This window comes from Burkholderia sp. 10_S31 (assembly GCF_056930375.1).
In genome coordinates this window covers 2,072,666-2,086,518 of sequence record NZ_JBXOWK010000001.1, presented here as the reverse complement: position 1 = coordinate 2,086,518, position 13,853 = coordinate 2,072,666, and the positions used below count along the sequence as shown (strand labels likewise).

10 protein-coding genes are annotated in these 13,853 nt (G+C 70.0%); all 10 read left to right on the top strand.

What is annotated here, in order from left to right; translation table 11 throughout:
- A complete protein-coding gene (tssM, locus tag AC1Z3W_RS09350; protein ID WP_483507490.1) occupies positions 1-3,630 on the top strand; it encodes a type VI secretion system membrane subunit TssM in 3,630 nt (1,209 codons plus the stop codon).
- Positions 3,612-4,304, top strand: coding sequence for a type VI secretion system-associated protein TagF (gene tagF / locus AC1Z3W_RS09345; protein WP_483507489.1), 693 nt, complete (start codon positions 3,612-3,614; stop codon positions 4,302-4,304). The genes tssM and tagF overlap by 19 nt, the downstream gene beginning before the upstream one ends.
- Before the next feature lie 43 nt (positions 4,305-4,347).
- Positions 4,348-6,477, top strand: coding sequence for a serine/threonine protein kinase (locus AC1Z3W_RS09340; protein WP_483507488.1), 2,130 nt, complete (start codon positions 4,348-4,350; stop codon positions 6,475-6,477).
- The gene (gene tssA, locus AC1Z3W_RS09335; RefSeq protein WP_483507487.1) at positions 6,464-7,588 is read left to right on the top strand and encodes a type VI secretion system protein TssA; all 1,125 of its coding nucleotides are present in this window, start codon (positions 6,464-6,466) and stop codon (positions 7,586-7,588) included. The genes AC1Z3W_RS09340 and tssA overlap by 14 nt, the downstream gene beginning before the upstream one ends.
- 64 nt (positions 7,589-7,652) lie before the next feature.
- The gene (gene tssB / locus AC1Z3W_RS09330; RefSeq protein ID WP_124831964.1) at positions 7,653-8,207 is read left to right on the top strand and encodes a type VI secretion system contractile sheath small subunit; all 555 of its coding nucleotides are present in this window, start codon (positions 7,653-7,655) and stop codon (positions 8,205-8,207) included.
- Complete coding sequence (tssC, locus tag AC1Z3W_RS09325; protein WP_483507486.1) at positions 8,200-9,717, top strand: type VI secretion system contractile sheath large subunit; 1,518 nt, start codon at positions 8,200-8,202, stop codon at positions 9,715-9,717. The genes tssB and tssC overlap by 8 nt, the downstream gene beginning before the upstream one ends.
- Positions 9,718-9,788: 71 nt before the next feature.
- Positions 9,789-10,280, top strand: coding sequence for an Hcp family type VI secretion system effector (locus AC1Z3W_RS09320; protein WP_057927224.1), 492 nt, complete (start codon positions 9,789-9,791; stop codon positions 10,278-10,280).
- 16 nt (positions 10,281-10,296) lie between these two features.
- Positions 10,297-10,845, top strand: coding sequence for a type VI secretion system baseplate subunit TssE (gene tssE, locus AC1Z3W_RS09315; RefSeq protein WP_057927279.1), 549 nt, complete (start codon positions 10,297-10,299; stop codon positions 10,843-10,845).
- Between the two features lie 4 nt (positions 10,846-10,849).
- Positions 10,850-12,721 carry a type VI secretion system baseplate subunit TssF gene (tssF, locus tag AC1Z3W_RS09310; RefSeq protein WP_057927225.1) on the top strand — a complete coding sequence of 624 codons (1,872 nt, stop codon included), beginning with the start codon at positions 10,850-10,852 and terminating at the stop codon, positions 12,719-12,721.
- A complete protein-coding gene (gene tssG / locus AC1Z3W_RS09305) occupies positions 12,718-13,842 on the top strand; it encodes a type VI secretion system baseplate subunit TssG (protein WP_175824727.1) in 1,125 nt (374 codons plus the stop codon). Before tssF ends, tssG begins: the two co-directional genes overlap by 4 nt.
- Positions 13,843-13,853: the final 11 nt, after the last annotated feature.

Here is a 13,853-nt window from a genome sequence, read left to right as displayed (position 1 = left end):
ATGAACCAGGCTGTCGCGCGTTTCGTCCGGCCGTTGCCGTCGCGGGAGATCTGGACCTTCGCCGGTCTGGTTTTGCTCGCGTGCTTCGTGTGGCTCGCCGGGCCGCTGTTCGCGTTCGCCGAGGTCCAGCCGCTCGAAAGCGCCTGGGCGCGCGCGGTGACGATCGCCGTGCTGTTCGCCGCGTGGGGCGCGCGCGTGGCGTGGCGAAGCTGGCATGCGAGCCGCCTGAATGCGCAGTTGCTCAACCAGTTGCGCGAAGCCGCACCGGGGCCGGCCACTGCCGACGATCCGGCCAAGGCCCAGCTCGACGAGCTGCGCAGCCGCTTCGACGAGGCCGCGACGCTGCTGAAGAAAGTCCGCTTCGGGCAGGCCGATACCGCGCGCAAGGGGCTGGCGCGCTGGTTCGACCGGATGTCGCGCCAGTATCTGTACCAGCTCCCGTGGTACGTGTTCATCGGCGCGCCGGGCTCGGGCAAGACGACTGCGCTCGTCAATTCCGGGCTCAGTTTCCCGCTCGCCGAGCAGTTCGGCCGCGCGGCGATTCGCGGCGTGGGCGGCACCCGCCACTGCGACTGGTGGTTCACGAACGACGCGGTGCTGATCGACACGGCCGGCCGCTACACGACGCACGAAGGCAATCGCGTGCTCGACGAAGCCGAGTGGAAGGGCTTCGTCGAGTTGCTGAAGAAATACCGTACGCGCCAGCCGCTGAACGGCGCGATGCTGACGATCAGCGTCGCCGACCTGGTCGGCGCGTCGGAGGCCGAGCGCACGCAGCACGCGATGGTGCTGCGCAAGCGGCTGCTCGAACTGCGCGCGCAGCTCGGCATCCGGTTTCCCGTCTACCTGCTCGTGACGAAGGCCGACCTGCTGGCCGGCTTCGCCGAGTACTTCGGCGGCTTCGGCCGCGCGGAGTGCGCGCAGGTGTGGGGATTCACGTTCCCGCTCGCGCAGAGCGAGGCGCCGGGCTTCGACCTGCGCGCCGCGTTCGACCGCGAATACCGGCTGCTGCACCAGCGGCTGAACGACGGGCTGCCCGAGCTGCTCGCCACGCAGACCGATGCGCGCCAGCGCGAGATGGCGTACCTGCTGCCGCAGCAGGTCGCCGACCTGCAGGACATGCTCGGCCAGTTCGTCGCCGAAGTGTTTTCCGTGTCGAGCTTCGAGCCGATGCCGATGCTGCGCGGCGTCTACCTGACGAGCGGCACGCAGGAAGGCACCGCGTTCGACCGCGTGATGAGCGGCATCAAGCGCTTCCTGAAGATCGAGGGCGTGCCGCCGGTCGCGCAGGTCGGCTCGACCGGGCGCAGCTTCTTTCTGAAATCGCTGCTGCAGGAGCACATCTTTCGCGAAGCCGCGCTCGCCGGCAGCGACCTGCGCTGGCATCAGAAGCGGCGCGTGCTGCAGATCGCCGGCTACGCGCTGCTGGCCGTCGTGAGCGTGATCGCGCTAGCCGCGTGGCTGCGCAGCTACTCGAACAATCGCGCGTATCTCGACCGGATCGCGCAGCGCGTGCCTGCCGTCGATGCGCAGATCGCCAGCGCGAAGTTCTCGGATGCGGCCGACATCGCACGGCTGCTGCCGGTGCTCGATGCGCTCGGCGGGCTCGCGAATGCGGGCGGCGTCGACCGGTCGCATCCGCCGCTCGCGTACCGCTGGGGGCTCTTCCAGGGCGAGAAGATCGACGAGGCCGTCGACGCCGTGTACCGGCGCGCGCTCGACGACGTGCTGCTGCCGATCGCCGCGCGCCGGATGGAATCCGCGCTGAGGGATGCGCGGCCGGACGAAACCGACTACGCATATGCGGCGCTGAAGGCCTATCTGATGCTGTACGACAGCGCGCACTACGATCCCGCGTTCGTGCAGGCCGTCGTCGACCTCGAAATGGAGCGCTCGTTGCCGCCCGATTTCTCGCCGGCCGAACGCTCGGCGCTGCGCGCGCATCTTGCCGCGCTGTTCGGCAACCGGGTGGCGGTGTCGCCGTATCCGATGAACGAGCGGCTCGTGGCCGACGTGCGCGACCGGCTGCGGCAGGTGCCGTTCTCCCAGCGGCTGTACCGCCAGCTCACGCGCACGCTGCGGCCGGCGACTTCCGCGTTCGACTTCAGCGTCGCGCGCGCGGTGGGGCCCGACGCATCGCTGGTGTTCCGCCGCCAGGGCGGCAAGCCGCTGTCGGAAGGCGTGCCGGGCCTCTATACGCGCAACGGCTATCGCAACGTGTTCTCGCCGCGCCTCGCCGGCGAGGTCGATGCGTACGGGCACGAGGAGGTGTGGGTGCTGAACCTCGGGCTGTCCGAGATCCCCGGGCCGAACGATGCTGCCGCGTGGGCGCGCGACATCCGCCAGCTGTACCTGAACGACTACCTGAAGATCTGGGACGACTATCTCGCCGACATCAAGCTGCAGCACACGGCAACGCTTGCGCAGAGCATCCAGGTCGCGCGTGCGCTGTCGTCGGCGGATTCGCCGCTCACCCGGCTGATGATCGCGCTGGCGCGCGACACGGCGCTCGGCGATACGCCGGGCGGGGCGCGCAATCTCGCGTCGCGCGCCCAGGACAAGGTCGACGAGGCGCGCAGTTCGCTGTCGCAGATCTTCGCGGGGCAGGGCGCGAGCGACGCGAATCCATCCGCCGCGGCGCCCGCGAGCCCCGAGCAGGTGGTCGACAGTCATTTCGCCGGGCTACGCGCGTTCGCGCCGGGCAGCGGCGACCAGGCGCAGGCGTTCGACGCGGTGCTGAAGTCGATCGACGCGCTCTATACGTACCTGACGGCCACCGACGACGCGCTGCGCAGCGGCGCCCAGCCGCCGCCGTCCGACGCGCCCGCGCGGCTGCGCGCGCAGGCCGGGCGGCTGCCCACGCCATTCCGCGAAGTGCTCGACGACCTGTCGAACGTCGCGAACGGCAGCGTCGCGACCGTCGAGCAGCGCAGCGTCGCGCAGCGGGCCGGCGCGAACGTCGGCGACTTCTGCCGGCAGGCGATCGCGGGCCGCTATCCGTTCGCGCGCGGAGCGTCGCGCGACGTCGCACCGGCGGATTTCGCGCAGATGTTCGCGCCGGGCGGCCTGATGGACGATTTCTTCCAGAAGAACCTGCAGTCGATCGTCGATACGACGTCGCACCCGTGGCGTTTCGCGAACCGCAATGCGGATGCCGATCCGGCGGCGACGGCGATGCTTGCGTCGTTCGAGAAGGCCGCGGTGATCCGCGACGCCTATTTCGGCGGCGGCGCGCGCACCGCGCAACTGAAGGTACAGATCCAGCCGCTCGAAATGGACCCGTCGATCACGGAGATGGTGCTCGACGTCGACGGCCAGATCGTCCGCTACGCGCACGGCCCGCTCGTGCAGAGCGCGGTGGACTGGCCGGGCCCGCGCGGCAGCAACCAGGTGCGGCTGCAGGTGTCGGGGCAGGCCGGCGCGACCGACGGCTTCACGACCGGCGGGCCGTGGGCGCTGCATCGGCTGTTCGACCGCGCGGCCGTGTCGGCCGGGCGCGGCTCGGACCAGATGATCGCGCGCTTTACCGTCGACGGCAAACCGCTCGTGCTACAGGTGAATGCCGGCAGTGTCCGCAATCCGTTCAGGCTGCCCCAGATGGAGTCCTTTACATGCCCTCCGAAGCAATGAGCCGCATCCCGCCGCTCACGCGCGCCGATGGCGACGCCCCGGCCTGGTACGGAAAGATTCCGGGCGCCGGCGACTTCGTGAACAGCCGTCTGCCGCACGCGCTCGCGCTCTGGTGGGAACGCTGGCTTCAGCAGGGAATGGCCGCGATGCGCCAGCGCGGCCCGGACGAGATCGCGCGCCACTACACGGTCGCGCCGGTCTGGAATTTCCTGGTGCCGGCGGGCGCCGGTGCGTCGTGCGTGCAGGCGGGCTGTCTCGCGCCGAGCTGCGACCGCGTCGGGCGCTACTACCCGGTGATCGTGACGCTGCCGATGCCGGCGGCCGACGACTGGAACGGGCTGCCGGACACCGCCGACGCGTTCTACTGGCAGATCGGCCATGCGCTGCTCGACGCGATCCGGCATGCGCGCGCGCCGGTCGATCTCGAGCAGACGCTCGAGCGCGTGCGGCTCGCGCCGGGCGGCGGGCTACCCGCGGAAGCCGTCGACGGGATGCCGTCGACGCTGCCGGAGCGGCCAGCGCTCGCCGCATGGCCCGGGCTGTCCGGCTATTTCGATCCGCACGGCGGGACGAGCTTCTGGTGGACCAATCGCGCCGACGGCTCGCCGCTGCGCACGCATGCGCATACGGGCGTGCCCGACAACGCGCTGTTCATGACGCTGTTCGGCGGCTAGCGGCCGGCGGCGGGCAACCCGGATGCGGTATCGCGAGGTAGACATGAAGGACCCTTTATCGAGAGACAACGAGCACGACACGGCGACCCGCGGCGGCGCGCCCGAATTCACGGTGCGGCCGCTGCCGCTCGGTCATCGCCTCGGCGAGCTGCAGCTCGACGAGGTGCTGGGTATCGGCGGTTTCGGCATCGTCTATCGTGCGTTCGACCGCACGCTGCGGCGCGCGGTCGCGATCAAGGAATACATGCCGTCGATGCTCGCGACGCGCGGCGGCGACTACACGGTGTCGCTGCGCTCCGAACGGTTCGCGCAGGCATTCGACGCGGGACGCGGTGCGTTCCTGAACGAGGCGCGCCTGCTCGCGCAATTCGACCATCCGGGGCTCGTCAAGGTGCTGCACTTCTGGGAAAGCCACGGCACCGCGTACATGGTCATGCCGTTCTATGAAGGACGCACGCTCAAGCAACTGCTCGACGGCGGCGTGCGGATGAGCGAGACGCAATTGCGCCACATCGTCGGCGCGCTCCTCGGCGCGCTCGACACGCTGCATCGCGCGCAATGCTTTCATCGCGACGTCGCGCTCGACAACGTGCTGATCCGCCCGAACGGCAGCGCGATCCTGCTCGACTTCGGCGCGGCACGCAAACGGATCGGCGATCTCGTCGACGACGGCGCGATGATGATCAAGCCCGGCTACGCGCCGATCGAGCAGTACACCGATGATCCCGCGTTCAGCCAGGGGCCGTGGACGGATCTCTATGCGCTCGGCGCGGTGATGCACGCGATGATCACGGGCGAGTTGCCGCCGGCGGCCGTCGTGCGCAGCATCAAGGACACGTACCGGCCGCTCGCGTCGCGCGAGTTGCCGGCCGGCGAGATGTACAGCCCGGCGTTTCTCGCGGCGATCGATCACGCGCTGCAGTTGCGGATCCCGGATCGGCCGGAGTCGGTCGCGGCGTTCGCGGCCGAACTCGGGTTGCGGGACGTCGACCGCTCGGGCGGCGGGTATGGCGCGGCCGTTGCGCCGCCGGTGGTCGATGCGGGGGGAGGCGGGGAAGGGAAGGCGGCTTCGGGTGTTTCCGAGGCTTCGGGCGTGGCTGGTGCTTCCGGTGCTTCCGGTGCTTCCGGCCCGGCGGACAAAGCGTCGGCTGTGGCCGCGACAGCTGTCGGTGAAGGCGGGACGGCGTCGGGCGATGCGGCATCGGACGGACGGTCGTCGAAGCCTGAGCCGCCGGAAAGTCCAGTGAGCACACCGGATACGTTGTCTGCCACGCCCGCTGCCGAACGCGATGGGCCGGAAGATGGTACGTCTTCGGCGTCGAAGGCGGGTGCTTCCACTTCAGCGTCACCTCCGGGTACATCACCGCCGGCTCGCCCCCCGCGCCGCCCGTCGTTCATCGCGGCAGGAAACCGGCGCATACCGACCTACGTAGGTGGCGCGCTGGTCGCGCTGATCGCCGTCGGCATCGCCGCGACCTATCTGTCGCGCCCGACGCGGATCGCCGATGAAACCGAAGCCGGTGCGAGCCAGCCGCTGGCCGGCACCGCTTCCTCGGCCAGCACACCGGATGCGATGCTCACCCAGCACGGTCCGACGCCGATCGTCGTGCCGCCGTCGAGCCTGCCGGCCGGATCGTCCGCACAGGTGCCGCAGCCGGCGCTGGCCGCCACACCGGCGAGCGCACCCGCCGTCGTAGCCACGGTCCCCGCGCCGCAGGTGGCGACGACCGCCACGGACATCGCGGGCGCCACGCCGTCGCCATCCGGTTCGAGCTCGACCATCGCACCGGCCGGCAGCCTCGACGCATCGGAGCGCGTCGTCAACGTGCCACCGTCGGAGGCCGCCGCGTCGCCGTCCGCGAACGCGTCCGTTCCGACGCGAACCTTGCCGTCGGAGGCCGACATGGCCGTCGCCGCGGTCAGTGCGCCGGCCGCCGCCGAGCAGCGCCCGACGAAGCAGGAAACCGTCCAGGTCCGCTTCAACGTACGCCCGTGGGGCGATGTGTATGTGAACGGCGCTCGGCGCGGCGCGAGCCCGCCGCTGCGCTCGGTGTCGCTGACACCGGGCGTCTATCAGATCGAGATTCGCAACGGCTCGCTGCCGCCGTTGCACCGCACCGTGGCGATCGACTTCGGCAGCAAACCGGTCAGCATCGACTATGCATTCGAATGACGTCAGCCAAGCGGCGCTAGCCGCCGCCGCGTTGTCCTCGCCCTCGCCGGGCCTGCCGGCGGCGACGCCGCGCGCCGATCCGATCGGCCGGGTGCTCGCGGACGTCGCGCCCGATGCCCCATGCGGCCCGAACCTCGAATACGACGCCGACTTCCAGCAGCTTCAGGAGCGGGCGACGCCGCGCGCCGAGCAGCAGTACGGCGACACCGTGATCCCGGCCGAGATGCCCGACTGGCGCACGGTCGAGCGCCTCGCGCTCGCGCTGAGCGAGCGGACGAAGGACCTGCGCGTCGTCGCGTATCTCGCGCGCAGCTGGACCGAGCAGCACGGCATCGCCGGTTACGCGGACGGGCTCGCGATCGTTGCGAGCCTGCTCGAGCGCTGGTGGGACGACCTTCATCCGCACCTCGATGCCGACGGCGAACCGGACCCGACGCCGCGGATGAACGCGCTCGCCGATGTCGCCGGTGCGCACGAGTGCGCGCGTGCGGCGCGGCGCCAACCGCTGTTCGATGGCGGCCCGAACGTGCGCGACGGCGAACGCGCGCTCGACGGCCGCGACGAAGCGGGCGGCCCGGCGGCAGTCAGTCGCGACAGTCTGCTCGCCGCGCTATCGACCGCGCGCGACGACGGCCGCGTGCCGATCGATGCGGTGCGCGCCGCGCTGCACTCGCTGGACGCGATCCGCGCACGGGTGACGGACCGGCTCGGTAGCGAATGGGCGCCCGATGAGAGCGATACGGAGAAGGCGTTGCAACGCATCGTCCGCGAGATGCCGGCGCCCGCGCCGGTGCCGCAGCCAGCCGCGCCGGACGGTTCGATTCCGGCAACGCCGGCCGCGTCCGGCGCCGCGCAAGCCGCATCCGTACCGGCCACCTTGCCGAACGGGCAGGCCTGGCGCGATGCCGAGGTCACGAGCCGCGACGACGTGCGGCTCGGCCTCGACAAGATGTGCCGCTATTTCGAACTGCACGAGCCGAGCCACCCGGCGCCGCTGCTGCTGCGGCGCGCGCAGCGGCTGCTCGCGCTCGACTTCTACGAAATCATCCGGGATCTCGCTCCGGAAAGCCTGCCGAAGCTGGACCTGCTGAGCGGCGAGCGGAGCGAATGAAGCAGGGCCGCGACCCAGGCGGCGGCAACGTACACGCAATCTGATCGATGTGAAGGAGTGGACGATGACGGACAGAACCAAGGCGGCAGGCAGCGGACAGAAGTTCATCGCGCGCAATCGGGCGCCGCGCGTGCAGATCGAGTACGACGTCGAGACCTACGGCGCCGAGCGCAAGGTGCAGCTGCCGTTCGTGATGGGCGTCATCGCGGACCTGGCGGGCAAGCGCGCCGAACCGCTGCCGGACCTGCCGGAGCGCAAGTTCCTCGAGATCGACGTCGACAACTTCGACGAGCGGATGAAGTCGGTCGCGCCGCGCGTCGCGTTCCAGGTGCCGAACACGCTGACGGGCGACGGGATGCTCAGCGTCGACATGACGTTCGAGCAGATCGACGATTTCTCGCCGGCGGCGATCGCACGCAACGTCGACGCGCTGCGCCGGCTGCTGGATGCGCGCACCGAGTTGTCGAACCTGCTGTCGTACATGGACGGCAAGCATGGCGCCGAACAGCTGATCGAGCGCGCGATCAACGATCCCGACCTGCTGAAGACGCTCGTGCGCGAACCACGCGCCGACACGCAGGGCGGCAACGCGACCCAACCGGAGGCCCGCGATGAATGATCCTGTCCAGTCCCGTGCCGATACGCGCGATGCGCACGACGCCGCGCAACCGGCCGCCGCACACGGCGAATTCGCCGCGCTGCTGCAGAAGGAGTTCAAGCCGAAGACCGCCGAGGCGCGCGAGTCGGTCGAGCGCGCGGTGCGCACGCTCGCGCAGCAGGCGCTCGAACATACGGTCGGCATGACGACCGACGCATACGGCAGCGTGAAGCAGATCATCGCGGAGATCGACCGGAAGCTGTCCGAGCAGATCAACCAGATCCTGCATCACGACGAATTCCAGACGCTGGAAGGCGCGTGGCGCGGCCTGCATTACCTCGTCACGCACACCGAGACCGACGAGTTGCTGAAGATCAAGGCGTTGCCGGCATCGCGCAACGAGGTCGGGCGGATGCTCAAGCGCTACAAGGGCGTCGCGTGGGACCAGAGCCCGCTGTTCCGCAAGATCTACGAGGAGGAATACGGGCAGTTCGGCGGCGAGCCGTTCGGCTGCCTCGTCGGCGACTTCTACTTCAATCACAGCCCACCCGACGTCGAGATGCTCGGCGAGCTGTCGAAGATCGCGGCGGCCGCGCACGCGCCGTTCATCGCGGGCGCGTCGCCGGAGCTGATGCAGATGGACTCGTGGCAGGAGCTGTCGAACCCGCGCGACCTGACCAAGATATTCCAGAACACCGAATACGCGGCATGGCGCAGCCTGCGGCAGTCGGAGGATTCACGCTACGTCGGGCTCGCGATGCCGCGTTTTCTCGCGCGGCTGCCGTATGGCGCGCGCACCAATCCGGTCGACGAATTCGACTTCGAGGAAGACACCGACGCCGCGAATCACGATCGCTACACGTGGGCGAACTCGGCGTATGCGATGGCCGCCAACATCAACCGTTCGTTCAAGCAGTTCGGCTGGTGCTCGTCGATCCGCGGCGTGGAGTCGGGCGGGGCGGTCGAAGGGCTGCCGAGCCATACGTTCCCGACCGACGACGGCGGCGTCGACCAGAAATGCCCGACCGAGATCGCGATCAGCGACCGTCGCGAGGCCGAGCTCGCGAAGAACGGCTTCATGCCGTTCGTGCACCGGAAGAACTCGGATTTCGCGGCGTTCATCGGCGCGCAGTCGCTGTACCAGCCGGCCGAGTACCACGACCCCGACGCGACCGCGAACGCACGGCTGTCCGGCCGCCTGCCTTACCTGTTCGCGTGCTGCCGGTTCGCGCACTACCTGAAGTGCATCGTGCGCGACAAGATCGGCTCGTTCCGCGAGCGCGACGACATGGAGCGCTGGCTGAACGACTGGATCATGAACTACGTCGACGGCGACCCCGTGAACTCGTCGCAGGAAACCAAGGCGCGCAAGCCGCTGGCGGCTGCACAGGTGGTCGTCGACGAGGTCGAGGACAACCCCGGCTACTACACGTCGAAATTTTTCCTGAGGCCGCACTACCAGCTCGAAGGGCTCACCGTGTCGCTGCGGCTGATCTCGCGGCTGCCGTCCGCGAAGGCGGCGAACGAGTGAGCAGCAAGCGGCATTCCGTACAGCACTCAACCCGGCATTCAACCTGATTTCGCACCGAAACGGAGACGGCAATGGGCGTGGCAATGTTTATGAAGGTGGACGGCGTGACCGGCGAATCGGCGGACGCGCAGCACAAGGGCTGGACCGACATCGAGTCGTTCACGTGGGGCGCGAGCCAGCCGGGCGCGATGGCCAGCGGCAGCGGCGGCAATGCGGGCAAGGCGAGCTTCAACGATCTCGTCGTGGCCGCGTACATGGACAAGGGCGCGCCCGCGATCATCAAGAACTGCGCGAGCGGCAAGCATTTGCCGAAAGTCGAGATCTCCGCGTGCAAGACCGGCGGCTCGCAGATCGAGTTCATGCGCGTGACGCTGCAGGAAGTGCTGGTCACGTCCGCGCAGGTCGCGGGCATCGATCCGGGAGACGCGGCCGACCGTCTGATGATGCATTACGGCTTCCAGGCCGCGAAGGTGAAGAAGCAGTACTGGCAGCAGAACGACAACGGCGGCAAGGGCGCCGAGGTGTCGGTCGGCTGGAACATCAAGGAAAACACCGAGATGTGACGGCGGACCGATGACGATGGACGACCCGGGAACCCGCAACGGCCGGCACGGCGGCATGCGCGACCGGCTGCAGCCCGCGCTGCTCGACCGGCTGACCGACGACGCACCGCAGCGTGCGACCGATCCGCCCGGCACGCAATGGATCGGCGCCGAGCGCCTGCGCGCGGCCGTGCTGCGCGATCTCGCGTGGCTGCTCAATACGCGCAACGGCGAGGACGGCTTCGTCGACTGGGCCGCGTTCGCGCACGCGCAGGCGTCGGTGCTCAATTACGGAATGCGCCCGCTCGTCGGCAAGCCGATGTCGGGCGTCGAACGCATGTCGGTCGAGGCGTCGATCCGCGACGCGATCGTCCGCTTCGAGCCGCGCATCGCGCCCGACAGCGTCGAGGTCCGCAGCATCGCCGATGCATCGGGCGGGCGCGCTGGCGAGCGGCGTCACAACGTGCTGCTGTTCGAGATCCGCGGCACGCTGTGGTCGATTCCGCACCCGGTCGAATTCGTGCTGCGCTCCGACCTCGATCTCGAGACGGGCGCGATGTCGCTGCAGTCCGCAGCGGGAAGCTGACACGATGGATACGCGCCTGCTCGACTACTACAACCGCGAACTCGCGTACCTGCGCGAGCTCGGCGACGAATTCGCGCAGCAGTTCCCCAAAGTCGCCGCGCGGCTGCGGCTGCACGAATCGGGGCCGCCCGATCCGTACGTCGAGCGGCTGCTCGAAGGCTTCAGCTTCCTCACCGCGCGCGTGCAACTGAAGATGGACGCCGAGTTTCCGCGCTTCACGCAGGCGCTGCTCGATGCCGTGTATCCCGGCTATCTCGCGCCGTTGCCGTCGATGGCGATCATGCGCTTCGCGCCGATGCTGAACGAAGGCAGCCTCGCGCAGGGCTGGCGGTTGCCGGCCGGTACCGCGCTGCGCGCGCGGCCGGCCGCGTCCGAGCAGACCGCGTGCGAATTCCGCACCGCGCACGACCTGACGCTGTGGCCGCTCGAGCTGACCGATGCGGCCGTCACCGGCGCGCCGTCGTGGCTGCCGCGCGGCGCCGTGCCGGCGCGCCAGGACGTGCGCGGCACGCTGCGCATCCGGCTGAAGGCGCGCGGCGGCACGAAACTCTCGCAACTGTCGCTCGATCGGCTGACCTTTCATCTCGCAGGCCCCGAGCGCGACGCGCTGCATCTGCTCGAACTGATCGCCGCGCATGCGCTCGGCGCCGTCTGCCACGACCCGGGGCAGCCGCCGCGCTGGCTGCACACGCTCGACGCCGACGCGATCGTCCACGAGGGTTTCGATCCGGCGCAGGCGATCCTGCCCGACGACGGGCGCAGCTTCCACGGCTACCGGCTGCTGCGCGAGTATTTCGCGTTTCCGGCACGCTTCCTGTTCTTCAGCATCGGCGGGCTGCGCGCCGCACTTGCGCGCGCCACCGGCGACGAGTGCGAGCTGACCGTGTTGTTCGACCGGCACGACGCGGCGCTCGAGGCGGCCGTCGATGCGCGGCATCTGGCGCTGAACTGCACGCCGGCCGTGAACCTGTTCGCGCGCCGCGGCGATCGCATTCGGGTGCAGCCGGGCGCGCGCGAGCATCATGTCGTCGTCGACCGCAGCCGGCCGCTCGACCACGAGATCTATGCGGTGCAGCGGCTCGCGAGCGAGCAGCGCGACGACGGCCAGTCGCGCGAATTCCGGCCGTTTCACGCGTCGTTCGCGAGCGACGACGGCAACTACGGCGCGTACTACACGGTGCGGCGCGAGCCTCGGCTGGTGTCCGCGCAGGCTCGCGCGAACGGCACACGCACCGGCTACGTCGGCAGCGAGGCCTACGTGTCGCTCGTCGACAGCCAGTGCGCGCCGTACGACGAAACGATGCGCTACCTGTCCGTCGACACGCTGTGCACGAACCGCGATCTCGCGCTGCTGCTGCCGCCCGGCGACGCGAACGCGTTCACGCTGCGCATCTCGGCCCCCGTCGAGCGGATCGTCGCGATTCGCGGCCCGTCGCGGCCGCGCCCGCCGATCGCCGACGCGCAGACGGCCTGGCGGCTCATCCGTCATCTCGGGCTGGCCCGGCAGACGATGACCGATCTCGACGACGAGGAGGGCGCGCATGCGCTGCGCGAGCTGCTCGGCCTGCACGCCGACCCGGCCGATGCCGCGATGCGCCGGCAGATCGACGGCGTGCGGCGCGTCGCGTTCTCGCCCGTGTTCCGGCGGCTGCCGGCGCTCGGGCCACTGATGTTCGGACGCGGCGTGCAGGTCGACGTGACCGTGGACGACCATGCGTTCTCCGGCGACAGCCCGTTCCTGCTCGGCGCGGTGCTCGAACAGTTCTTCGCGCGCCACGTCTCGATCAACGCGTTCGCCGAATGCGTGCTGACCAGTGCGCAGCGCGGCACGCTCGCGCACTGGCCGGCGCGCATCGGCAGGCGGCCCGCGATATGAAACACGGCACGCCGCCCGGCGCTCGACCGGCCACCGAGGACGCACGCCGCGACGCGTGGTGGGCACGGCTGCGTGCCGCGCCGCATGGCTACGACCTGTTCGAGGCATTGCGCTGGCTCGATGCGCTGTCGCCCGGCCGCGCACCGCTCGGCCATGCCGCGCGGCCGCGCGACGAACCGGTGCGGCTCGGGCAGCAGCCGTCGCTCGCGTTCGCGGCATCGATGCTGGCTGGCGCGTACGACGATGACAATGGCACCGCGCGGCCGCGCATCGCGATCCACGGTTTCGGGCTGTTCGGGCCGAACGGACCGCTGCCGACCCACCTGACCGAATACGCGCACGAACGCGCAGCGCAACACGACGACTCGACCTTCACCGCGTTCGCGGACCTGTTCCATCACCGGCTGATCCTGCTGTTCTACCGAGCATGGGCCGATGCGCAGCCGACGGTGAGCCTCGATCGTCCCGGAAGGGCGCAGTTCGACGCGTACATCGCGAGCCTGGTCGGGCGCGCCGCGCATGGCGACAGGCCGGCCGCGCGGGCCGATGCCGAACGCCCAGCAGCCGGCACGCTCGCGCCGCACGCGCTTTATTTCCATGCAGGCCATCTCGTACGGCACACGCGCAATCCGGAAGGGCTCGTGCAGATCCTGCGGCGCCATTTCGGCGTCGACGCGCGCATCGTCGAGCACGTGCCGCGCTGGGTCGCGATCGAACGCTCGCAGCGCTGCGTGATCCGCGCGACGCGACCGACCTTGCGCGTCGGCGGCGTCGCACTCGGCATCGCGGTGCGCGACGCGCAGTCGCATTTCCGGATCGTGCTCGGGCCGCTGTCGCTCGACGCCTACCGGTGCTTCCTGCCGGGCGGCCCGCACGCGCGGCAGCTCGCGCAATGGGTGCGCGAATACGTCGGCATCGAGTTCGACTGGGACGTGCAGCTCGAACTGGCGGCCGATGCGGTACCGGCGATCGCGCTCGGCGCGCCGCAGGGCCTCGGCCGTACCGCGTGGCTCGGGCAGCGGCTCGAAGCGGGGCCCGCACGCGATCTCGTCGTCCGCTACGACGCGCGCCGTGGCGGCCCGCCGCGTGCCGGCGCCGCCCTTCATCGCGAAACCGCCTAAACGGGAACCGT